Source organism: Marixanthomonas spongiae, from assembly GCF_003095375.1.
GTDB classification, from domain to species: domain Bacteria; phylum Bacteroidota; class Bacteroidia; order Flavobacteriales; family Flavobacteriaceae; genus Marixanthomonas; species Marixanthomonas spongiae.
This window is the reverse complement of record NZ_QEHR01000002.1, coordinates 358,308-382,538: the sequence shown is the minus strand read 5'-3', so window position 1 is coordinate 382,538 and position 24,231 is coordinate 358,308. Positions and strand designations below refer to the sequence as shown.

At 42.5% G+C, this 24,231-nt stretch carries 21 protein-coding genes and 1 pseudogene; 7 read left to right on the top strand and 15 right to left on the bottom strand.

Annotated features, from left to right (window positions below; genetic code table 11):
• Positions 1-24: 24 nt before the first annotated feature.
• The 4 genes and pseudogenes from DDV96_RS04300 to rplS all read left to right on the top strand — a co-directional run bounded on the left by DDV96_RS04300 (position 25) and on the right by rplS (position 4,350).
• Positions 25-1,065 (top strand): adenylate/guanylate cyclase domain-containing response regulator, encoded by a 1,041-nt coding sequence (locus tag DDV96_RS04300; RefSeq protein ID WP_116693593.1) that lies wholly within the window; start codon positions 25-27, stop codon positions 1,063-1,065.
• A 55-nt stretch (positions 1,066-1,120) separates the two neighbouring features.
• Positions 1,121-1,696, top strand: coding sequence for a Pycsar system effector family protein (locus DDV96_RS04295; protein WP_240607673.1), 576 nt, complete (start codon positions 1,121-1,123; stop codon positions 1,694-1,696).
• Between the two features lie 135 nt (positions 1,697-1,831).
• Positions 1,832-2,293, top strand: a pseudogene (gene tnpA / locus DDV96_RS04290) (IS200/IS605 family transposase).
• A gap of 1,706 nt (positions 2,294-3,999) precedes the next feature.
• A complete protein-coding gene (gene rplS, locus DDV96_RS04285) occupies positions 4,000-4,350 on the top strand; it encodes a 50S ribosomal protein L19 (RefSeq protein ID WP_116693498.1) in 351 nt (116 codons plus the stop codon).
• Between the two features lie 921 nt (positions 4,351-5,271).
• Here the strand turns inward: rplS and DDV96_RS04280 are convergent.
• From DDV96_RS04280 to DDV96_RS04260, 5 genes are all read right to left on the bottom strand, one after another.
• Complete coding sequence (locus DDV96_RS04280; RefSeq protein ID WP_165805965.1) at positions 5,272-5,823, bottom strand: T9SS type A sorting domain-containing protein; 552 nt, start codon at positions 5,821-5,823, stop codon at positions 5,272-5,274.
• Between the two features lie 114 nt (positions 5,824-5,937).
• Positions 5,938-6,822 carry a DUF5777 family beta-barrel protein gene (locus DDV96_RS04275; RefSeq protein ID WP_116693591.1) on the bottom strand — a complete coding sequence of 295 codons (885 nt, stop codon included), beginning with the start codon at positions 6,820-6,822 and terminating at the stop codon, positions 5,938-5,940.
• A 2-nt stretch (positions 6,823-6,824) separates the two neighbouring features.
• A complete protein-coding gene (locus DDV96_RS04270) occupies positions 6,825-7,202 on the bottom strand; it encodes an OB-fold protein (RefSeq protein ID WP_116693496.1) in 378 nt (125 codons plus the stop codon).
• Between the two features lie 8 nt (positions 7,203-7,210).
• A complete protein-coding gene (locus DDV96_RS04265; RefSeq protein ID WP_116693495.1) occupies positions 7,211-7,762 on the bottom strand; it encodes a YceI family protein in 552 nt (183 codons plus the stop codon).
• 6 nt (positions 7,763-7,768) lie between these two features.
• The gene (locus DDV96_RS04260) at positions 7,769-8,134 is read right to left on the bottom strand and encodes a cytochrome c (protein WP_116693494.1); all 366 of its coding nucleotides are present in this window, start codon (positions 8,132-8,134) and stop codon (positions 7,769-7,771) included.
• A gap of 428 nt (positions 8,135-8,562) precedes the next feature.
• Here DDV96_RS04260 and lptB point away from each other — a divergent pair, with 428 nt between their 5' ends.
• On the top strand, positions 8,563-9,306 hold the full coding sequence (gene lptB, locus DDV96_RS04255) for an LPS export ABC transporter ATP-binding protein (protein WP_116693493.1): 744 nt from the start codon (positions 8,563-8,565) through the stop codon (positions 9,304-9,306).
• A gap of 162 nt (positions 9,307-9,468) precedes the next feature.
• Here lptB and DDV96_RS04250 read toward each other — a convergent pair whose 3' ends face one another.
• Entirely contained in the window at positions 9,469-10,209 is a 741-nt protein-coding gene (locus DDV96_RS04250) for a CDP-alcohol phosphatidyltransferase family protein (protein ID WP_116693492.1), read from the bottom strand.
• A 126-nt stretch (positions 10,210-10,335) separates the two neighbouring features.
• Between DDV96_RS04250 and DDV96_RS04245 the strand changes: the two genes are divergently transcribed.
• On the top strand, positions 10,336-11,403 hold the full coding sequence (locus tag DDV96_RS04245) for a putative type IX sorting system protein PorV2 (protein ID WP_116693590.1): 1,068 nt from the start codon (positions 10,336-10,338) through the stop codon (positions 11,401-11,403).
• Between the two features lie 206 nt (positions 11,404-11,609).
• Entirely contained in the window at positions 11,610-12,764 is a 1,155-nt protein-coding gene (locus DDV96_RS04240) for an Lnb N-terminal periplasmic domain-containing protein (RefSeq protein WP_116693491.1), read from the top strand.
• Between the two features lie 1,251 nt (positions 12,765-14,015).
• Here DDV96_RS04240 and DDV96_RS04235 read toward each other — a convergent pair.
• From DDV96_RS04235 to DDV96_RS04195, 9 genes are all read right to left on the bottom strand, one after another.
• The gene (locus tag DDV96_RS04235) at positions 14,016-15,401 is read right to left on the bottom strand and encodes a sugar transferase (protein WP_116693490.1); all 1,386 of its coding nucleotides are present in this window, start codon (positions 15,399-15,401) and stop codon (positions 14,016-14,018) included.
• 34 nt (positions 15,402-15,435) lie between these two features.
• Positions 15,436-16,452 (bottom strand): glycosyltransferase family 4 protein, encoded by a 1,017-nt coding sequence (locus tag DDV96_RS04230; protein WP_116693489.1) that lies wholly within the window; start codon positions 16,450-16,452, stop codon positions 15,436-15,438.
• Positions 16,453-16,458: 6 nt separating this feature from the next.
• Entirely contained in the window at positions 16,459-17,283 is an 825-nt protein-coding gene (locus DDV96_RS04225; protein ID WP_116693488.1) for a GNAT family N-acetyltransferase, read from the bottom strand.
• Positions 17,280-18,131 (bottom strand): polysaccharide deacetylase family protein, encoded by an 852-nt coding sequence (locus DDV96_RS04220; RefSeq protein WP_116693487.1) that lies wholly within the window; start codon positions 18,129-18,131, stop codon positions 17,280-17,282. The genes DDV96_RS04225 and DDV96_RS04220 overlap by 4 nt, the downstream gene beginning before the upstream one ends.
• 90 nt (positions 18,132-18,221) lie before the next feature.
• Positions 18,222-19,166 carry a glycosyltransferase family 2 protein gene (locus DDV96_RS04215; RefSeq protein WP_116693486.1) on the bottom strand — a complete coding sequence of 315 codons (945 nt, stop codon included), beginning with the start codon at positions 19,164-19,166 and terminating at the stop codon, positions 18,222-18,224.
• A gap of 186 nt (positions 19,167-19,352) precedes the next feature.
• The gene (locus DDV96_RS04210) at positions 19,353-20,705 is read right to left on the bottom strand and encodes an O-antigen ligase family protein (RefSeq protein ID WP_240607672.1); all 1,353 of its coding nucleotides are present in this window, start codon (positions 20,703-20,705) and stop codon (positions 19,353-19,355) included.
• A gap of 5 nt (positions 20,706-20,710) precedes the next feature.
• The gene (locus DDV96_RS04205; protein WP_116693485.1) at positions 20,711-21,880 is read right to left on the bottom strand and encodes a glycosyltransferase; all 1,170 of its coding nucleotides are present in this window, start codon (positions 21,878-21,880) and stop codon (positions 20,711-20,713) included.
• A complete protein-coding gene (locus tag DDV96_RS04200; RefSeq protein WP_116693484.1) occupies positions 21,844-22,908 on the bottom strand; it encodes a glycosyltransferase family 4 protein in 1,065 nt (354 codons plus the stop codon). The genes DDV96_RS04205 and DDV96_RS04200 overlap by 37 nt, the downstream gene beginning before the upstream one ends.
• On the bottom strand, positions 22,905-24,230 hold the full coding sequence (locus DDV96_RS04195; protein WP_116693483.1) for a glycosyltransferase family 2 protein: 1,326 nt from the start codon (positions 24,228-24,230) through the stop codon (positions 22,905-22,907). The genes DDV96_RS04200 and DDV96_RS04195 overlap by 4 nt, the downstream gene beginning before the upstream one ends.
• Between the last annotated feature and the right edge of the window lies 1 nt (position 24,231).

Below are 24,231 nucleotides of genomic sequence, written 5' to 3'. Positions count from 1 at the left end.
CAAAATAGTATAAATCCAAAAGTTATGGCAAAGATATTAGTAGTTGACGACGAGGCAGACTTGGAAATGCTCATTAAGCAGAAATTCCGAAAACAGATACGCGGGGGCGAATATGAATTCTATTTTGCTGAAAATGGTAGAGTTGCTCTTGAAAAACTGGACACCGAGCCTGAAATGGACATTGTATTGAGCGACATCAATATGCCCGAAATGGACGGCCTTACCCTATTGAGCAAACTCAACGAATTGAGCCCGCTTATAAAGTCGGTAATCGTATCGGCTTACGGCGATATGGAAAACATCCGTACCGCGATGAACCGGGGAGCGTTTGATTTTGTAACCAAACCCATCAATTTTGAGGATCTTACCCTCACTATGGAAAAAACCCTTAAACATGCCCAACATTTAAAAGAAACCCTACAAGCTGTCAAGGAAAACAACATCCTTAAAATGTACGTGGATGAAAACGTACTCAACTTTATGGGCAAAAAGGAATTTGAATCGACCATCATGGCCAACGAAACCATTGAGGCCACGGTCATGTTCGTGGATATTTGTGGATTTACCGCCATTAGTGAAACGGCCTCGGCAGATACGGTGGTGACGATGATCAATTCGTATTTCGATGTGATGGTAAACGAAATCATGGAACAAAAAGGATATATAGACAAGTTTATTGGCGATGCGATTATGGCGGTTTTTACCGGCGAGTATCACTTAGATCGATCAATCGATGCTGCTTTAGCCGTCTGCGGAAAGATAAACAGCTTACCGGCTTTTGGCCGAAAGTTACAATTTAAGCCCAAAGTGTCCATTGGTATAAAAAGCGGGGAGATGATTTCGGGGAATATAGGCTCGGAAAGTTTAAAACGGTTGGACTATACGGTTATTGGTGATACGGTAAATACCGCTGCAAGACTTCAAGATGCCGCAGGAGAAAACCAAATAGTTATCAGTGAAGACTGCTACAGTAAAGTAAAAGAATCCTTTAAATGTGAGAAAATAGGTGACATCACGTTGAAGAATAAAGCAAAACCATTGACTATTTATCAGGTGTTGGAATAAAATAGACCTGAGATATGAGACATTAGAATTATCAACCAATTTAAAATGTAAAAGAATGAAACCAAACGATCCGAATAAAAAACCGCAGAAAATAGAAGCGCAGGTAAAAAAGCCTTCACACACCGAAGAATTGGTCGATCATTATTGGGGCAGTATCAATTATGTATTTGGGCTTATAAAAGCTTCCGAGATTAAAGCCGGGCTTATCCTTTCGTTTTATGGAATCTTGTTGAATTTTATTTATCAGAATATCGGGGTTATGTTAATTCAGGCTTCAAAAGATATTCCGCTTTATGTTATCATGGGGTTGTGGTTTGCAGCTACTGTAGTATCTATTTATTTCAGCATACGCTGTTTTATGCCAAGGATTGAGGCTAAATACGACAAGAATATGTTCTTTTTTGGGGATGTGGTCACGAAATTCGGTTCGATTAAAGAATTTTCAAAAACGTTTTATAAAACCAGTCTGGACGAGGAAGAATTGTTTGACCAATTGGGGCAACAGATATTTATTATTTCAAAAATAGCAGCTTATAAATTCAGAAATGTAAATAGATCATTGCGGTTATTGGCACTGAGTCTTGCGTTGTTATTGGTTGTGGTTGTTTATACTTTTGCGATAGGTTTTTAAGATTTAGTTGGTGAAATTTGAAAAGATGACGTCCAGATAGGCCTTGCATTGAGCATGTGGAAATGGACAAAATAATGGTAGAAAACATAAAATAGTAACATTCTCGTGCCGTTAGGTACGGCATATAAAAGGACAATGGCAAATACTTATACACAAATTCATATCCAGGCCGTTTTTGCGGTTCAAAACAGGCAAAGTCTTATAAATAATAGTTGGAAGGATGAATTATTTAAATACATAACAGGTATCATTCAAAACCATGGTCACAAAATGCTCGCCATAAACGGTATGCCTGACCACATTCATATTTTAATTGGAATGAGACCTGTGTAATCACTCTCAGATTTAATGAAGCAGGTAAAACAAGATTCATCAAAATGGATTAATCAGAAAAGATTTGTAAATGGAAAGTTCTCATGGCAATCGGGATATGGCGCATTCTCATATAATAAAGCAGATGTGCCAAGGGTTATTAATTATATTAAAAATCAAGAGAAACATCACAAAACAAAAACGTTTGCTGAAGAGTATTTGCAGTTATTGAAGGATTTTAAAATTGAATATAATGAAAATTACCTTTTTAAACCTATCGAATAATATATGCTGTACCTAACGGCACAGGAAGAATAATTTTATTCTGATGGCTACCATTATTGAGTCCCTAACGGGACAAAATATAAAAAAACAATACCAGCTCCAATAATCTCCTACCATACACCCTGCATCAGGCACCCAGCACCCAACCAAAAGCCGTCAACCTATATCAGGGACGTACAAATCCGGGATTCCTACCGGACTCCCAGATTCACTCAGACACCATAACAAAATGATGTCGCTTTATTGATTACTGGAGGTTAAGTGAAAGCTGTCAACTCTATTTAGCGAAGCACAATCTTCCAGCACCAGCATCCAGCATCCAGCATCTGTTACATCAAGTGATTTTGATTGACTTGTAAAGGCAAACAAAATCTTATCGAGATGCAGCGTCCAGCATCAAACATCAAACATCAAACCTCCAGCACCCACACCCATCATCCATCATCCAGCATCGAACATCCAGCCTCCAGCAAAAGTGTCTTCGATACTAATCCGGGATTCCTACCGGACTCCCAGATTCACTCAGACACCAAAACAAAATGGTGTCGCTTTATCGATTACTGGAGATTAAGTGAAAGCTGTCAACTCTATTTAGCGAAGCACAATCTTCCAGCATCCAACACCAGCACCAGCATCCAGCATCCAGCATCTGTTACATCGAGTGATTTTGATTGACTTGTAAAAGCAAACAAAATCTTATCGAGATGCAGCATCCAGCATTAAACATCAAACATCCAACCTCCAGCACCCACACCCATCACCCATCATCCAGCATCGAACATCCAGCTTCCAGCAAAAGTGTCTTCGATACTAATCCGGGATTCCTACCGGACTCCCAGATTCACTCAGACACCATAACAAAATGATGTCGCTTTATTGATTACTGGAGGTTAAGTGAAAGCTGTCAACTCTATTTAGCGAAGCACAATCTTCCAGCACCAGCATCCAGCATCCAGCATCTGTTACATCAAGTGATTTTGATTGACTTGTAAAGGCAAACAAAATCTTATCGAGATGCAGCGTCCAGCATCAAACATCAAACATCAAACCTCCAGCACCCACACCCATCATCCATCATCCAGCATCGAACATCCAGCCTCCAGCAAAAGTGTCTTCGATACTAATCCGGGATTCCTACCGGACTCCCAGATTCACTCAGACACCAAAACAAAATGGTGTCGCTTTATCGATTACTGGAGATTAAGTGAAAGCTGTCAACTCTATTTAGCGAAGCACAATCTTCCAGCATCCAACACCAGCACCAGCATCCAGCATCCAGCATCTGTTACATCGAGTGATTTTGATTGACTTGTAAAAGCAAACAAAATCTTATCGAGATGCAGCATCCAGCATTAAACATCAAACATCCAACCTCCAGCACCCACACCCATCACCCATCATCCAGCATCGAACATCCAGCTTCCAGCAAAAGTGTCTTCGATACTAATCCGGGATTCCTACCGGACTTCCAGATTCACTCAGACACTGAAACACAATGATGTCGCTTTATCGATTACTGGAGATTAAGTCAAAGCTGTCAACTCTATTTAGCGAAGCACAATCTTCCAGCATCCAGCATCAAAAACTTTCTGTACTTTACACTTGTTCATTTCCTTAAAAAAGCTATCTTTGCACGCGATTTAATCCAACCTCTGGCGAAAACCGTGTATGTTGTTTTAAACGAGAACCATAGATAAACAAAAACAATGGAATCGTTAATTAAATTTGTTCAGGACGAATTTGTAACTAAAAAGGAATTTCCAAAATTTGCTGCTGGTGATACCATCACAGTATATTATGAAATTCGTGAAGGTGATAAAACAAGAACCCAGTTTTTTAGAGGAGTTGTTATTCAAATTAAAGGAACAGGAACTTCCCAAACATTCACCATTAGAAAAATGTCTGGTACAGTTGGTGTAGAGCGTATTTTCCCAATGAATTTACCTGCACTGCAAAAAATTGAAATCAACAAAACTGGTAGCGTGCGTAGAAAACGTATTTACTACTTTAGAAACCTTACCGGTAAAAAAGCAAGAATTAGGGAAAAGCGTAGCTAACCCTGCTCTTTCAAAAGAACACCAAAAAGCGATCTGTTACAGGTCGCTTTTTTTTATGAACAAATGTTAATAACCAATGTTTGTAAGCTGTTTATATTAAACAACTTAAATTATTTGTAGAATTAAAAAACCGATTTATATTTACCATATCAAAATGATATAACAGTCATTGCGAAAACATAAAGTAACGTTCTTTATACATCTTTTTTTAATCGTTTGAGAAGCTAACGATCTCACGAAAGTCAGTTTCGAGATTAAAAAAAGTAGAGGCAAATTTTAGGTTTGAAGTGTATTTTTACACTGCAAAACCGTTCTAACAAGTTTGACCTCGACTGTTGAAATCAAGTCACAGCTGCAAGGGTTTAATAAACTTGCTTCACATTGTAAAAAATGAGCTGGTAACGACGGATTTCACAAGGAGCCATATCAAGGTAGCAATACGATGATATGGCTTTTCTTGTTTTTATAGGTGAGACTTGCCATAAAAATGCAATGGAAATTGCTTGACTTTTCTATACAAAATAAAGCATTCAAAATATTTTCAATACAACACCGATAAATTTTACGAATAATTATTGAAATTTTGAATGTTAGAAGTATTGCCAATTGACCTGAAAATTGAAAAATCAAACTTTGTGTATCAATTCATAAATACATAGAGTTACGGAGTTTCAAAATCATTTCAATATATAAAAAAAGAGGGTGCTAGGTAAACTATTGTGGGTGCTGTATTAATAAATGGAGTGTCTGGTCGAGCGCAGTCGAGACCTACCGACCTTTCGACTGTGCCTGTCTTCCGACAAAGGCAGGCTTGAGAAGACATTTCAACTAGATGCTATTTTTTCTACTAAAAACAATCTAAAACCAAAAAAGAGGATATCTTATTGGATAGCCTCTTTTTTTAAAAAAATAAAAGTAAAATTATTGCTTTGCAATTTTAAAAGATGATTGTAAGGCTCCAGAGGTGGCATTAACAAAATAGATGCCGCTCTGCAGACTTGACATATCAATTTCTGTAACATTACCGTTAGCTGCCCCTTGTGCCACTAATTTGCCCAAAATGTTATAAATTTTGTAGCTATCCAGCTTGAAAAGGGAGGCAACGGTTAAGCTGTTCGCTACAGGATTGGGGTAAAAAGAAATATTCCTGCGAAATTTATCTTCGACCGACATAACCTCATCAACGGTGATGGTACCTTCCATACCTGAATGTACGTCGCATTCGTAATCATTTACACCTACTTGCATAAAAGTGTACGAAAATTGAGTGCCGTTCCCAGTTATTATCCCACTGTCAAAATCTTCTTGACTTCCTGAGTCACTGGTCACGGAATGAGGAAGTTCGTCTGTCCAAGTCCATCGAACGGTATCGCCGGTTTCTATGGTAATGCTAGCATCTGCGTTTGGGATACCTACATACCAGTCAAGGTCAAAAGTTGTTTGCGCATGCACGGCTGTAGCCATGAGCATCATAATGAGTACTAGTTTGATTTTTTCCATAATATTTGATTTTAGGATTAGTAATTATTTTTCATTCATATAGTTAAGTTTCATATCCAGTTTTTTATGTATTTTTCTAAAACGGTACTAAAAAACCCGACTTAAGTTAAACCCAAAAAAGAAGTCGCCTTCGTTCCAATCGCCTTGCCCTTGTATTATAAAACCGTCTTCAAACATACCTTGTGCATTGGTAAAGTGCATTTGGAATACATGACCGCCAGTTTCGATATCGACACCCACCGATAAAGGGTTTCCGAAATTAGAATTTTTGTTTCTGTTTAAATGTATCCCATAATCTGCATTAATGCTCACACGGGTGGATATTTTGTACCTCCCGCCCAGTCCTATCGCATATTGGTTATGGTCTTCATCATAATTAAAAGTGGTTCCATCTGCTAAAACATTTCGACTGCGGGTTGCCAAGTTTTCATGAATAAATGTTGGGGCGAGCAACAGTGAAAATGATTTATTAAATTTTCTGGATATTAAAAGTTGCGAGGTATAATTAAACCTATCAACGAACTCCAGATTTGCGTATTGGTCTTTTTTTAGGGAAGTATTTATTGTGGCCAAATGATAACCAACCAGCGTTACTGGAAAGCCATCGCCCTCTTGGGTAAGCAATCTATATTTGGCGTGAATTCCGTATTTTTTTTGAAAAGAGCTTCTTGCGACCCCCACATTCAGCCAATCGGCAAAGCCATAAATAAATTTTAACTGCGTTACGGCATTGTCTAACCCAAAAAAATCGTCGAACCCATTTTTTACCGAGCCGAACCGATGGGCTACTACAAAGTAAAAGTCCTTTTTACTGGCAAGCTTGGTCGTTTCAAAGTTCACTACTTTTAATCCCTTGAACGCCGCTATCACCGTTTTATCCTCAACTATTTCGCTCTCAAGATCTTTTAGCAGATCGTCTTGCGAAAAAAGACCCAGTGGGAGAAAGAACAGTAACAGTGTAAATTTTTTCATCTTTATTTTATTAAAGTACATTGATCCAGTTTTACAATTTCAAAAAGCTCATCATACCCAATGCACCGGCCTTTTAGCACTACATTATCAGCCTCTTTTAGCTCAAGGTCAGGCTCAAGAAACTGTGCATAGACACTTTCATTTAGGGTTATAGCGCCCTCCTCCATACTGCTTATGGTCCCGGTCACGGTTATGGTCTTGTTCAGGAGGTCATCACCGTTGTTTGTTTTAAACCGTTCCAGTAAATAGGGTGCGGAAATCTCAAGTTGCGAGGTTTCCGATTTAATGTCCCTGTGGTCTTGGTACACATAGTTATAGGCCAAAAAACCACCAACTGCGAACAACAAGATCAGTATCAAGAATATTCTTTTCTTTTTCATCGGTTGTTTTATTTTTGTTTTTGAAGCTTGAAAACAGCAGCGACGTTAACGTCTTCTGCAATTTTTTTACTTACTATAGAGGGTATCTTTATATTAAACTGTTCAGGCCTTAGCACAAACTGCGCAGCAAGCAACAGTGTTCCGTCCGCTATGGAAATGGTTGCCGGTATCTCTACTTGCTGTTCCACTCCATGCAGGGTTATGGTTCCGAGTATGGTGTATTCACTTTTTTCTGACAATCTTGAAAAATCAAAATCTTTTATGGTACCTTTAAACGTGGTCTTGGGATATTGAGAAGATTCAATATAATTTTCATTGAAATGTTCTTCCATTAAAGCCACTTTAAACCGAAATCCTTTCATTAGGGCGAGTACCGCAAAATTTCCTGTTTCAGCTTCGAGAACGGCGCTCACATTGGTGTTTTTTGCTCTCACCTCTTCAAATGAGGGAACAGAAGCTTCAAAAGTTAGCTCCCCTGTTTTTGTAATATATTTTTCTTGCCCAATAGCCGTAACGGCATATGCAAATAGAATAATGGATAGTAGCGTGTTAGTTTTCATACCTATTTAGTTTTCCAGGAGCCCGTCTTGGTTCCATTGTATTATTAAATCAATTTGTTGTTGCGGCAGCCTTGGCCCGCCCAAGGGCATTAAACCATCTTCACCTTCGTTTCTGCTTATCCTATCGATCAGGCCTCTGGTTTCTACGGCGCTTTTAACTTCAGTATAGTTGGTTAAAGGCATCGGTGCCCCGTTTTGCGGTGGGTTGCTGTGGCACGCTATGCATTCGTTATCAAACACAAAAGCAACCTCCTTATAGGTCACAACCGCTGCGGTATCTTCTTCATCGATCTTCGTAATATCATCATACGTAGTAGTTGAGCAATTTGCCATTAAGACAGAAAGAAGAAGAAGAAGAACGTATCGTTTCATAGCGCGCTTGTGTTTTTGGCTTAAGTACTATTAAAACATTTCAGAAAAGAAAAACCCTACCACCGCCCATAAAAAATTACCAAATAAATCAAACTTTTTTAAAAAAACACAGGCTATTTTTCTTAAAATAGTAGCTTTTTAACACCTTAAAAGAGATAAAGCAACCGTATCATCAATAAGACACATGAAGATGGAATTTGTAGTAGTTTCAGAGGTTTTGGATTATTTAAGCACAGAAATAGGTAATAGCGCACAATGTAGAAAGGTATGCAGACTCAGTTTTAGTACTGTATATACTTAGCATTAAAGTTTTATGTTTTTTTACTGAATATAGTTATAGCTCCACACCTACCTCAAAAATACCATGCACCATATGCTTCGTTTTAATTTTAAGTATCTTTACCAAAATTTTGAAACCATAGCAGCGTATGAAGCTTAGAGCCGACAACCTTGTTAAATCGTACAAAGGCCGAAAAGTAGTAAAAGGAATCACCGTAGAGGTAAACCAAGGGGAAATCGTTGGTTTATTGGGCCCTAATGGTGCAGGAAAAACTACTTCCTTTTACATGATTGTAGGACTGATAAAGCCCAATGGCGGCCAAATATTCTTGGAAGGCACCAACATTACCAAATTCCCCATGTACAAACGGGCGCAAAACGGGATCGGGTATTTGGCGCAGGAGGCTTCGGTTTTCAGGAAGTTGAGCATTGAAGACAATATTTTAAGCGTGTTGCAACTGACCGACCTGTCCAAAAAAGAACAGCACCTGAAAATGGAGTCGCTTATCGAAGAGTTTGGTCTGGGCCACATCCGCAAAAACCGGGGCGATCTATTGAGTGGTGGTGAACGTCGCCGCACCGAGATTGCCCGTGCCTTGGCGACCGATCCGCATTTTATATTGCTGGACGAACCCTTTGCAGGGGTGGATCCCGTGGCGGTGGAAGACATTCAACGTATTGTGGCCCAGTTAAAAAAGAAAAATATCGGTATTCTTATTACCGACCACAACGTACAGGAAACCCTGGCCATTACAGACCGCACCTACTTAATGTTCGAGGGCAGTATCTTAAAACACGGCGAACCCGAAGACCTCGCCAATGACGAGATGGTGCGCAAAGTCTATTTGGGACAGAATTTTGAACTTCGGAAGAAAAAATTGTTTCAGGATTAAAAAAAACTATTGTCAGGTCGAGCCTGTCCGACCGGTAGGCGGATGTCCATGAGGAACGAAACGGGTGTATCGAGACCCCTTTATACCTGCAAATACATTCTCCATACAATTTAGCTTGCCCTACTGGCAACCCAAATCACGCGAACTCACACCCACAACACCTTACTGTTTGTTCGGTAAAAGCGACAACAAAATATATACTGCAATAATTACAGGGATCGCAATAAATTTTAAGAGGAAGACGGCCAGCAGGCAAGTTAAAATGAAGATATAGCGTGTTAGATTGCCCTTTACGTTCCACGTTTTAAATTTCAGTGCAAAGAGCCGGATTTCTGCATTTAGAAGCACACAGCTCAACAAGGTCATCCCAATTAAGACCCACGGATTTAAAATGACCGCTTCCATCCCTTCCACATATTGAAAATGCAAAATAAGCGGTAAACTCAAGACCAACAATGCATTGGCAGGAGTTGGCAATCCAATAAAACTGCTCGTTTGCCGGGTATCTACATTAAACTTTGCCAATCTGTAAGCAGAGGCAACCGCTATCAATAAACCAATAAAAGGCACATAGCTGCTCAGGCCACTGTTCCAATTGTTTTCAGCAAACATATCGGTGATGATCAAGGAATGACCTAAAGTGGCTTCCGATAACAGTTGAACCATCACAACGGCCGGTGCCAAGCCACTGGTTACCACATCGGCCAAGGAGTCAAACTGCAAACCAACCTCGCTCTGGGCGTTGAAAACCCGAGCGGCGAGGCCATCAAAAAAGTCGAAGAAAATACCTGCGAACACAAAAAACGAAGCGGTGATCAAATCGCCCGAAACGGCAAAGAGTACGGCCACACTTCCGCAGAGAAAATTGAGGGAGGTAATGATGTTGGGTATGTGTTTTTTCATAGTATAGGTGTCTATTTGTAAAAATAGCAAAGTATTTTCGTCTAAGGAGATATAAATACAATATGTAGCCAATTTTAAAGTTTACTATTGTGTAAAATTGTAGGATATTTGCGCAAAATCAACAACTTGAAGAAGAATTTATTTTTACTTTTTTTATTGATCGGCCTAACGGTCTATTCCCAAACTACGAGAAAATACTCGAACGAGTTTATGAACATTGGGGTCGATGCCGCCGCTTTTGGTATGGCCAATGCCGTTACCGCCTCGACAGCCGATGTAAACTCCGGCTATTGGAACCCGGCTGGCTTAGTGGCCCTAGAGGACAACCAACTTTCCCTCATGCACGCCTCTTACTTTGCCAATATCGCCAATTACGATTACGGGGCCTTTGCCATGCCGCTCGATGATAGAAGCGTGGTGGCCCTATCGTTGATCCGCTTTGGCGTGGACGATATCTTGAACACCACACAGCTTATTGACGATCAAGGCAATATTGATTATAACCGAATTAGCTTATTCTCTACAGCCGATTATGGCGTAACCTTCTCCTATGCCCGGGCGTTGCCTTTAGATGGCTTGAATGTTGGGGTAAACGCAAAGGTAATTAGAAGGATCATTGGTGATTTTGCGTCTTCGTGGGGCTTTGGTTTTGATGCCGGCTTGCAATTCAACACCGGCGACTGGAAGTTCGGGTTGATGGCACGAGACATAACAACGACCTTTAATGCTTGGAGCATTGACGAAGAGGAGTTCTCCACCATTCAAGGCGCGGTAGAAGGCCAAAACCAAGAACTGCCCGAAACCACCGAAATTACCATCCCAAAACTGCAATTGGGGGTGTCCCGAAAGTTTGTGTTCCATTACGATTTTTCGCTCCTGGCCGAAGTGGATTTCAACTTTCGCTTTGCCCAGACCAACGATATTTTTTCTACTTCTTTCACCAGTATGACCCCTGCCGCCGGACTGCAGTTTGGCTATATCGATCTGGTGTTTGTACGTGCTGGCGTAGGCAACTTCCAGAACATCCAACAACTGGACGGAAGCGACTCGGTAGGCTTTCAGCCCAACATTGGTGTGGGCTTTAAATACAAAGGCATACAAGTGGATTATGCCTTGACCGATATTGGCGACCAAAGCGCCGCGCTGTATTCCAATGTGTTTTCGCTAAAGCTGGATTGGAGCGTTTTTAGGTAGGTCTCGAGGTGCCTTCGATACATCACTCCTATCGTCGCGACACTCAGGCACCTGAAAAAATAAGTAACACTTTACAAAAAATTCAACTTCTTATTGTTTTCTGAAATATGCCGAGAAAGCTTATTTTTGAAGTAATAATCTAAAAACCTACTGTTCTGAACGCGACACTTTTCTTTTCCAAACCAGTTTATCTTTTTACACTCATAGTGTTCTTTTTTCTGAACACTTCGGCGAAAGCACAATACACTTCCCTTTCCGAAGCGGCTGAAGTAAGCATCTTGACCATTGGCCCTGGTGACCAATTGTACGATAAGTTTGGGCACAGTGCATTTCGCATACAGGATAAATCCAAAGGGATCGACAGGGTTTACAATTACGGCGTGTACGATTTCAACACTCCTAATTTCTACACTAAGTTTGCACGGGGCAAGCTGTTGTACCAATTGGGGGTAAGCAGCTACCAGCCTTTTTACAACAGCTACGTAGCCCAAAACCGGTGGATAAAACAGCAAACCCTTAATTTAACGTATTCGGAAAAGCAGGCGGTTTTTAGTTTTCTTCAGAACAATGCCAAGCCGGGAAACCGAGAATACAAATACGACTTTTTTTACGACAATTGTGCCACTAAAATCCGTGATGTCCTCAAGGATGTTTTAGACGGTGACTTACAGTATAATGATGATTTTGTGGAAGAAAACCATACCTTCCGCGAACTGATACAGAAAAACCTGCATTGGAACACTTGGGGGAGCTTGGGCATCGATGTGGCCTTGGGAGCCGTGATCGACCAACAGGCCACCGCTTGGGAATATCAGTTTTTACCCGACTACATCTTCAAAGCTGCCAAAACAGCAACCATTACCCGAAACGGAAACAAAGAGTCCTTAGTGCAAAACACCGAAACCCTCTTTAAAAACAACCCAACAATAGACAGTCCATTCTTTTTCACGAGCCCGGTGTTTGTTTTTGGGCTGCTCGGGATTTTAATTGTCTTCATCACCTACAAAGACCATCAAAACAACACCCGAAGCCGGTTGATGGATGCCATCATTTTCTTTACTACGGGCTTGATTGGGGTGTTTTTACTATTGCTGTGGCTGGCCACCGATCATACCGCGACGGCCAACAACTACAACTTGCTGTGGGCGTTTCCGTTGAGTTTGTTTCTTTCGGGGATGATCGCAAAACGGTTCCCAAAATCGTGGCTCAATAAATACGTCTTCTTTTTAATCGTACTCTTAGGGTTATTGACGATGCATTGGTTTACAGGCGTTCAGGTTTTTGCCAAAGCACTTATCCCGTTATTGGTGGCATTGGCCATTCGGTATAGTTTTTTAGCTGGGTTTTTGAAGCGGCAGTAAAACCGGATGCTTCGATACATTTTGCTACGCAAAACACTCAGCAACCTTAGATGGGTCTATTAAGTTGAACAGCTTCAAGGTGGTTGAGTGAATTCAGAAGCCTGCAAGGATACTGAATTTGTACCGAAACCACACAGCACAATTTCTAAAAAGTCCACTCACGGTGGTTGCGTGAATTCAGGAGCCTGCAAGGATGCTGAATTTGTACCGAAACCACACTGCACAATTTCTGAAAAGTGCTCTCACGGTGGTTGAGTAAATTCAGTAGCCTGCAAGGATACTGAATTTGTACCGAAACCACACTGCATGGTTTTTGAAATGTCCGCTCAGGGTGGTTGCGTGAATTCAGTAGCCTGCAAGGATGCTGAATTTGTACCGAAACCACACTGCATGGTTTTTGAAAAGCCCTCTCACGGGGTTGCGTGAATTCAGGAGCCTGCAAGGATACTGAATTTGTACCGAAACCACGCTGCATGGTTTTTGAAAAGTCCACTCACGGGGTTGCGTGAATTCAGGAGCCTGCAAGGATGCTGAATTTGTACCGAAACCACGCTGCATGGTTTTTGAAAAGTCCACTCACGGGGTTGCGTGAATTCAGGAGCCTGCAAGGATGCTGAATTTGTACCGAAACCACGCCGCATGGTTTTTGAAAAACCCTCTCACGGTGGTTGAGTGAATGCAGAAGCCTGCAAGGATACTGAATTTGTACCGAAACCACACTGCACAATTTCTGAAAAGTCCACTCAAGGTGGTTGCGTGAATTCAGAAGCCTGCAAGGATACTGAATTTGTACCGAAACCACACTGCATGATTTTTTAAAAAGCCCTCTCACGGTGGTTGAGTGAGTTCAGAAGACTACAAGGATGCTGAATTTGTACCGAAACCACACTGCGCAATTTCTGAAAAGCCCTCTCAAGGTGGTTGAGTGAATTCAGGAGCCTGCAAGGATGCTGAATTTGTACCGAAACCACGCCGCATGGTTTTTGAAAAACCCTCTCACGGTGGTTGAGTAAATTCAGAAGCCTGCAAGGATACTGAATTTGTACCGAAACCACACTGCACAATTTCTGAAAAGTCCACTCAAGGTGGTTGAGTGAATTCAGGAGCCTGTAAGGATGCTGAATTTGTACCGAAACCAAACTGCATGATTTTTGAAAAGTCCACTCACGGGGTTGCGTGAATTCAGGAGCCTGGAAGGATACTGAATTTGTATCGAAACCACCTACCTGCCCTGAACGGAGTCGAAGAGAACTACTGCCCCCTAAAAAAGATAATCGTGCTCAAGGTTTTCAGGATAATCTTGCTGTCCAAGAAAAAACTGCGTCGTTTAATGTAGTAGAGATCGTACTCCAGTTTTTCGGTGGCGTCTTCCTGCGTCATGCCGTATTTGGCATTTACCTGCGCCCACCCAGTCACGCCGGGCTTTACCAGATGGCGAATTTCGTAGAAAGGGATTTGTTGCGACAAGGTTTCCACAAAAACTGGCCGTTCTGGCCTGGGGCCAATAATGCTCATCTCGCCTTTAATGACATTGATAAACTGGGGTATTTCGTCGATACGGGTACGGCGTAGAAATTTTCCGAAGTAGGTAACGCGGGCATCTTTCTTTTTAGCATATTGCGCCCCATCCTTTTCGGCATCGACCACCATGCTGCGCAGTTTGTATATCTTGAAATGTTCGCCGTTTTTGCCCACCCGTAGTTGCTTGTAAAAAAAAGGGCCCCGGTTTCCCAAGAGGTTCCCAAGGATAATGATGGGGGAAATCAAAATACCGAACAACAGCCCAATGACCGAAAGCAGCAGGTCCATCAACCGGTGAAAAAACAGGTAGAGTTTGTTTTGGTTGCTTCGGCTAAAGGGAAAGTAGCGGTAAAAATCGTCGGCGATGTAGTGCACCGGCACTTTGCGGTTCAGTTCTTCATAAACGTGGGTGTATTCTTTAATGGGGATCCCTCTTTCCAGTAAGCGGATAAGCTGGTTGTTCAACGGGAGGGTCATGTCTTCGGCTTTGGAAAGGGCCACCACCACTTCCGAAATGGCATACTTTTCTATGGTGCGCGACATAGCGGTGCTTTTAAAAGCGACCAGCCCATCTTTTTCATAGCGTTCCTCCCCCGTGTTTATGTAGCCGAACACCCGGTAATTGGGGTCCGATTTTTCCAAAGACCGTACCACTTCTGCAATCGTTTCGGAATTGCCTACCAGCAGCACCCGTTTAAAAAACCGGGGGGCCGAAATAAAGGTGATGTAAATATAGCGCCAAACAAAAAGGGCGGTGGTCACGGCCAAGAAAAAATAGACGATCTGCAACCTGTTGGCCGGCAACTGGGGCGTATAAAAAGGGGTCAACAAATAAAACAGCACCGTTACCGAAGCCGTCAACACGATGTTTTGCACCACCACTTCCAGTTTTGCGGCCTTTTGGAGGTTGTAGAGTTCAAAAATAGTGGCGAACACGGTAAGGTAGAGCGCCAGTACAATGGACCACACCCAATGTTGGGAAGTGATTAAAAAATAATCGAAACTGAACACCTCCCCTATTCCGTAGAGCAAGAGCAGCACACTGGCAATATCGAAAATGCGCAATAGGATTTTCCGTTCGGAAATTTCAAAATGAATGCCTCCTTTTTGGGTCATTTGTTGGGGATTAGTGCCGTAAAAGTAGAAAAAATTAGCCGTTTAACAGGGTTTTCCATTTTTCTTTAACGGTGTGCCAGTCAAAATGTTCGGCTTTTTTCCTTGCTTGCAGCGAAATGGCCTGATGGTCCACCTTGTTTTCGAGCAGCTGTTGGATGGCAGTTGCAAATCCCGTTACGGTTTTGGGGGGCACCAAAAGCCCATCTATCCCGTCTTCGATTAAAAAAGGAACGCCCCCCACCTTTGTGGAAACCACCGGCAGCCCCAAGGCCATCGCCTCGATTACGCTCACGGGCGTATTGTCCACATTAGTGGTGTTTATAAAGAGGTCGAAGTGCTTGGCCCGTTCAATCCATTCCGTTTTCGGCAGTCCGCCGGTAAAGGTTACGGGCAGTTTTCTTTGTGCGGCATACGCTTTGCATTCCTTGAGGCTACCATCTTTTTCGGGGCCTATCATACAGAGTTCGGCATGGGTATAGCCTTTTTCCAGCAGTGCTTCCAACAGTTGCAGGGCCAGCATGGGATTGTATATTTTTGAAAAAGAACGCACCCAGAGCAGCTTTGGCGTTAGCTCTTTCCGAAGAAGAAAAGGGTACTGCTCCACTTCTATGGTATTGGGGATGTAGGTTAAATTGGTGTAGCCCTCTTTTTTAAAGGCATCCAATAAATAGCCGGAGGGCGCCACATTGGTCTTGGCCTTGCCAAACAGTTTTTGGCTTTGCTTTTTGCTTTGTTGCAAGCGGGAAGGGAGGTTGCCGCCGTGCAGCATGGGGATGTACGGAATATGGTAAAAGCGGCACAACCCCGCAACGGCAACGGCATACTGAAAGTTCAAGGTACTGTAGGTGTCGATTAAGACCACATCGGCCCAGGTTCGGTTTTTGAGCACGGCCCTTAGCATATCGATCATCCGCAATGCCTTGTTTTTCTGGGAAGAAGCGGTTTTAACGGTAAACCCCTCCTCGTTCAGTTTGCGGCCTAAGCTTTCAACCGTGCTGAGGGTGTTGCCTTTCTTGGAGAGTTTGTTTCCTATGTAGAGTATGCGTTTCACGTGTTTTCAGTATGCATCAAAATCAACCGATTCAAATAGCATGTCTTGTTTCTCGATTTTTGGAATGTTGGCGTTCAGGTTTTTGAATATCAGGTTCAATGGGGAGGGTTTCAGCCTTTTGGGCATAGCGATAAACGCCCCAGTGGTTTTCAGGTTGTTTGCCAGACCAATCCAAAGCTTGATGGACAGGGATTTTTGTATGGGCCTGTCCGCCGCCTTATAGTCGTGGTACAGCAAGACGTTAACAAATGGTTTGTCAGTCTTGCAATACATGTTTTTCCCGTTGAATGCATAGGCCGCATGGGGGTTGGCGAGCCGCCATTGCAATGCTGCTTGGGTCCAAAGCGGTTGTACGGTATAGGTTGTTTCTTTGTCATAGCGAATGTGTCCCACCCCAAACTTTACGTCCAAGGGGGCCACCAAATAAAAGCCCAATTTTTTAATAAAGCCGGGGGTACTGTTCTGGTTGGCCACACCTATCACAAAATCGTACCCCAATGCCGTGGCTTCTTCGTAGGTTTTGGTGGCCAATTTTGTGAACAGCCCTTTCCCCCTGTGGTCTTTGTGGGTTGCCGTATTTAAGGACAACAGCCCTTTTAACGGGGTTCCGTTTATAGTATAGCGCACCGGGATGGTCACGTAATGCCCCGCCAGATTTCCCTCGTAAAAAGCATCGTACCCTACTACATTTCCCATAGGGTTCTCCTCGTATTGCCATCGCAGGTAGGCCGGGGTAAATTTATCGGTGGTGGTAAAAACACCGCTCAATAACCTAGAGTACCGTGCCAAGGCATCGGGGGTCGTACTTGTTTTTTTGAAGGTATAGCTCATAATAGGTGATTTTCCACATACCGTTGGTATGGAATGATGGTATAATCGGTTTCCGCTTTCAGCGCGTCCAGCCTTTTAAAGACATTTTTTCGGTTGTTGCGCATCAAGAAATTATAAAAGTGGCTGTTGTTGATCTCCGGGTGCATAAACTGTTCTTGGTCCACATCTATATCGTAAGGGTGGAAATAACTCAGTACCGGTTGCTCTGCTTTAAAATATGTTTTAAACCTTTTTTTAATCACATAAAATGGCAGGTTCCTAAAGTAAACCCCTCCCGCAAAAGCAACCTCCTTGACCGTAAACCTGTTAACGGTCATAGGCAATTCTATGATGCCATGGGGTGTTTTGTTAAAATCATGGCCATGGGCTTTCCAGCCGAAAAACGGGTTGTCTGCGGGATAGACAGAGCTGGAATACGTCAAGCCCAGTTCGTCCATCACATCGTAAGCCCAAGCTGTTTTTTGTGTCAGGGAAAAATAAGGGGCCCTAAACCCGCGTATGGTTTTGGCACCCGCTTTAAGCAAGCTCTCGATGTTGTGGTGCAGGTCTTTTTTAAAACTTGTTTTTATCATGGTGTCCAACGCCTTATGGGTATTGGTATGGCAGGCTAATTCATGACCTTCGGCAACGATATCCTTTATTAAAGAGGGATAGGCCCGTGCGATGTCACCCACGGTAAAAAAGGTACAGGTAAAACCGTGTTTTTTAAGCCAAGCCAAGTACCGGTAGGTGTTCTCGGGAACCCGTTCTTTGTAGGCGGTTCCCTTCTTCATCCTAAACCGGATATCCTCCAGGTCGATACTGAACAGGAAAAAGGGCTTCGGCTTTCCGTTTGTTTTGTGGGCCATAGTTTGAAATTGAACGAGTTATAGTTTATGGTTCATCTTTTAATTGGAAAAACAACCGGATACTTCGGCTGCACACAGCACTCTGCTACCTCAATCACGGTCGGGGGTTTTAAACACATCAAATTGTACGGCCTGCAGCAGTAACTGAAATCCTAAAATCACCAATAGGGCACTAATCATAATAGTTCCCACCGGGGTCGGTATGCCTTGGTTGGCATAGTGGTACCAATTGATGCCGCCATACACCGCCCCACCAAGAAACAACAAGTGCCCAAAGATAATGTACAAGGTCCCAATGTTGAAATCATATACAAAATAGGCCTTCCAAATACGCGATACCAATTTTTTTAGCAGGTTGACACCGAACAGCCACGGCATCTTGAACAGTTTCATATTCGATTTTTCATTTCCATAAATGGCCGGCATCGCCAGTTCCTTGATTTTGGCTTTTTGATGGTACAGTTCTGCAATCAGGGAGGTTTCAAAAAAATAGTTGTTGGCTATTGGGTTTTTGTCCATCAACTGTAAACTCTTTGTGGAGATGGCAAAAAAGCCATTGTTAAAATCGAAACAGTTCCAGTAGCCTGTCGCCACCTTGCTTAAAAAAGAAAGGAAAAGGTTCCCAAAACGGCGGGGCCACGGCATGCTTTTCAAGGCCTCGAAATCCCGAAAGCGGTTCCCTTTTACAAAATCGTGGGTACCCGCAAGAACGGGAGCGACCAAGTGGGGAATATACTCGGTGTCCATTTGGTCGTCGGCGTCCAGCTTTACCACCACTTCCATGGCGGGCACGGTTTCAAAATGGGCAAATCCTTTTTTGGTCGCCCCACCAACGCCCAGGTTTTCCGGCAACTTTAAGATGGTGACCGTATCATTATGGCTGTCCAAACTATGCGGTAGCGGTTCTGGGCTGGCATCGTCCACAATAACAATATGGTCGCTGTACTGCAACGCTTTCTGCACTACGGCCTCAATCTGTACGCTGGCGTTATAATACGGGATGACGATACCTATATGTTGTTTGTTGCCATTCATCTTTCCAACAAATTTAAAACTATTATAATCGATAGGAGCTACAATAATAAACCTTTTGTCCTTTAATCGTGCCCTTTGTCAATCAACAATCACTTTGCACCATGAAGGGTTGCTTTTTAGGGGTCAAACGGTATTCTTCTTAAATTGCCTCACTCCACACCATCCTACGATAAAAAAAACAACACCTTATTTACTGATTTTTTTGTGCACAGTGGGTTGTTTCTTTTCCTTATATTCAATGTTCAATAAGGCCAGTCCATAAATAAAGGCAGGGGCTGCAATGCGCATGGAGCTATGGGCAATGGTCAAAAACCAAAACACCATAAATGGATAAAAATAGATATTGTTCCTCCCTGACAGCTTTGAAAGCAACGGCACAAAAATCAATATCAGTAGCGCAATGATACCAAAGAAACCGTGTTCAGACAGCATTCGGGAAATCTCATTATGGGAGGCAACTGCTTGGCCCAGTTCATCTTCAAATTCAAACTTAACGTTGCCCACCCCAATGCCAAAAAACGCATTCTCTTCAAATGTTTCAAACTCGGTTTTAAACAACTCTGCCCTGCCCGTGGTTACATCTTCCTTTTCCCTCCCCAAGGCATCTTTGTTTTCATACCTGTTGCCTATCATTCCCCCGGTTTGCAATAAAGCCAAGGACCACACTGCAACGCCTATAAATACAAGGGTAAACAACTTAAAGCTCATTTTAACCTTGGTTCTTATCCCGGTACTAAAGTACAACACAACAGAAAAAACCACCATCATCACCCCTGCCACGAGAACCCCGCCCCTGGAAAACGTGACCAAGGCCCGATAGGCCATTAAGACCATAAAAAACAGCATGACCAGATGCACCAATTTGTTTTTATACGGAATAAAAAACCGACTGTACAATATAAAAGCCCCCAAGCCCAATACCGTAGCCACTTGATTGGGGCCATAGCCGCCAGACAAAGCTGCATTACTGGCCGTACCAGTAACAAGTTCCCTTAAATTAGGGGCATAGATAAAGATATAGACCGTAGTGGCGATCAAGGGCATGACCAACATATCCAGTACCTCCAGGAAATCCTTGAATTTTATACTACGTCCATAACAATATAGGCTAATGGCTCCCAAGGTCAACGGGCCACTTAAGTTAAAGAGCACCGCTATCCTAAAATTGACGTCGTACCCGATATTCTCTAAAGAAACCAGCACCCCAGGAAACAATACCAGAATATAAATCAAGTATGAAACAGCATTATACCGGAATCCGTAGAAAAAAATCCCGAACAGCGAGAACAGGATGACCGCATATTTGGCGGTTTCATATAAAATATAGGCCCCAGTCATTCTAAAGAAGACCTCAGCTCCGGTAATATAAGCGGCCGCCATTAAGATCTCTTTGTGCTTATTGGTCTTGGTTAAAATACGGAAAACCCAATATCCCAACACCAATAACATATAACCCAACATCAGCGATTCAAACGCATAGGCAATTATGCCCAAAGCTACGTGCAGCAAAACATTCCGTAACGGTTTAATATGTTGCAATCCTTTTAACGTGATGGTGGTAGTTCTTTATTGGTTAAAATTTTCCGTTGTATTTGCTCATTATAATGACTGTAGGTAAAACGTGCCGCCATCCTATAATTATATACTATTGCTTTTTTAAAGGCGGTTTCAGTCATCGTCTGGGTTTTTACAAGGCACTGTTGCAGTTGGGCAACCGAAAGCGGATCGATCAAAAAACCATTTTCCCCATCTGCAATGTATTGATCGACGCAAGAAACATTTGAAACAATAGGCATACACCCAAAGTTCATCGCCTCGCTGATTACTTTTGGGAAACCTTCGCTCTTGGAGGGCAATATCAAAAAATGGCATTTTTTATACAAGGCATACACCTCTTCCCGTGGCAAGCTGCCGTGCAAGATGATGTTCGTAGACAAAGCCTCCACTTTTTCCTGTACCTGTTCCCATAAGGGGCCGTCACCAATGATATGCAACAAGCCCTTGAAACCAGCCGTTTTCAATGTGCTAAAGGCTTCAAGCAATAGAAATATTCCTTTATTCTCGTTCAGTCCGCCCACAAAACAATAATTGATTTCTTGCCCCAATGTTTTGTCATCAACACATTTTTTACCCGCTTCCCGGTCGTTTTCGTCCAGGCACGGATTGTCAAAAGCGATCACGTTGTTGGGTTGTTGCTCCCACTGGCCGTTTACGGTAACCACGCTGTTATCCCCTAATGTTTTCAGTTTATGGCGTTGCAAACGGTAAAAAAACGGAGCAGGTTCGGTCCAGTTTCCGGCATATTTAAACCAAAATCGTTTGTTAGGGTAGTTTTTGGAAAGCCACATGGCAATATAGGCCGGATTGGATGGCGCCCTGCTATGGACCACGGGATGTTTTTTTATTTCATTGTGGATCACAGCGTACATCTTGGGGTAGTTTTTCAGGATAGCCATCTTATCCTTGGAACGCGGGCCTCCCACAGTATCCAACAAAATAGGGCGTATTCTTTTTGAGGGTAATGCTTTAAAAGGTACCCGGCCCAGCTTATCCGGCTGGTTAAACCCAATCCAAGTAATATGAGCGAACAAGGCCAACATAGCTTCCAGCTCCCGTACCACAGGTTCAAAAGCAAGTATTTCACTGTCTTTTTGGCACATAGCAGTATCTGAAACCACTAAGAGCGAAGTATGTGTTGATAGATGTTTAGGCATGTGGCCACATAGTTTTGTTCTGAAAAAAACTTGGTATAATACAAACTTAACTGCTTCTCTATGCTTTTAAAATAGGTTGGGTTTTTTAAAACGCCCATGATTTTTTTCGACCAAGTCGTCGCATCAAAGGTATCCATAATCAAATCATATTCATAAGCTTTTAAGGTATTTGCAACAGCTCCTGTATTGTACATGATGAACGGCAGGTGCTGCGCCATGTATTCGATAGCGACTAAAGGACCGGTTTCAGAGGTGGCACAATGTACCGCCATTTTATAGTTTGTAATCAAAGAGGCACTCGCTGTTTCATCAACAATGATATTGATCCGTTTGGTAAGCCCTCTTTCGTCTAGCTGTGTCAATATGCTTTCATAGTATTCCCGCTCTACGACTGCCCCATATAGGTCTAAGCAAATGGTATCGGGAAGCTTTTCTGCCAATGATAATAGAAATTCATAGTTCTTTTGCTCCCTGAAATTGCCAATCACCATGATCTCACTCTGGATGTTGGCTTTTTTTACTGGCTTCTTCTTTCTAACGATATTCTTCAATAAATAAATAGAAGCATTTAATCTATGCTCGTTGGCCCAAGCAACCAGTTTATCGCTCACTCCAATATACGCATGGCAATTTTTTATACATTTTTTCAAATAAAGGGAAATGGATTCATCCGTATCTATTGAACCGTAATGGTCATGAAATACTACCTTATAATTCCTCAAAAAATAAGGAACCAACAATGTTAAACCTACATACCTTAAAACGTGCCGAGAGTGCACATGCACTATCGAATAGGAGTTCAGGATTAAGAAAAGTCGAAGCAATGTAAAAGGGTTGTACTTATTTTTTCTGTTAAGGTAAGCTACCTGTATGTTGTTTTCCCGAAGCTCTCCATCAAGCTTTGAAGGGTACAGTAAATTTAAAAAATCGACGGCAACGCCTTCTCTTTTCAGCAATATGGATAAATCTACTGCCACCCGCTCGGCTCCTCCTACTTCCAATCGATCTATAAGCTGTAATACCTTCATGCGCTCAGTTTTTTAATACGTGCGCCTTGTTTGATTTTTTTTGAAGCCAAAGACCACGATTTTAATACTTGAAAAAGCACAAGAGGAAACAATAGTAAAGAGAGCAAGCTGCCAAGAACCATCATCAATTTGTTTTTTTTGAATTTATACGGCATAATAGATGGTGGCACCGTTTTTAATAAAGAAAAAATTGCTCTTTTTTTACCATAATAGTTTCTGAAGAGATACAAGACACTTGGGATGGGCCGGGGCGCCAACCATTTTTTGGGCCGAAAGCCGTCCCAACTTCCCATTTCGCGCAAGCCGCCAGAGCCCACCTTTAAGTGCAACCGACCGGCATGCGGATTTGAAATGTTCAAAAACCCCTCCAAATGGGCGCGCAAGCCAAACTCGCCATCCCCCATGCGCTGCTTTTCAAACTGCCGATCAAAAAGGCCTATTGCTTCAAATACTGCTCGCTTTATCAATACATTTCCTGTGTCCAGTTGATCCGACACCCGGAAGAACGCATAATTGGCCGGGACTTCGGCTCCCGATTGGGAGATGGAAACGCCAGAGGAAATATCGGCATTAAAAAAATCAAGGCACCGTAAATGATTTTCTATCCAATCTTTTTTCACCCGGCTGTCATCGTCGTACAACAACAGCAAATCGCTGTTTGCTTTTTCAATGGCGGTGTTCCGTGCCAACCACAGGGCTCTTTCTTTTTGATGGATCACCCGTAAATGCAACGAAAACTGTTTGTAAAAATCTGGTTGAAAAGGCTCGGATTGGTCCACGACGATCACTTCAAAGTTGGTGTGGGTTTGCAATTCTAGGTCCTTTAAGCCGTCTTTTAGGTACGTGTAACGGTTGAGCGTGGGGATAATGACCGTCACTTTTTTTGAAACTGGGTGTGGAAGGTTATCCCAATTAGGATGGTGTATGGGCCTTTCAAGGTAGGGAACACGTCTAATGTTTCGGGTTTGCAACCAACTCTTGATTTCGGCTACCGGGTTTTTAAAACTGCACAGCCGCAACAACAACACATACAACACCCAAGCCGGATGGAAATACAGGCGGATAAAGGTATATTCATCGATAACAGGCAGTTTTTCAAACCTTTTATATGTTGCTGCAGGACCAATATAGCCCTTTTGTAGCGCCTGCCACGAGCAGTCGTATACCCGTGCTTTTTCGCTTTTAAACACGGGGTTGGGCGCTACTTGGTCAAGTAGTGCTTCAGGCAAGTGCTCTGGGATGGGAAACACCGAACTTCCATCGTTTCGGTACAGTTGAAAGTAATGGGTAGGCTGTAGGTATTTTAAAAAGGAGAAAAGCATG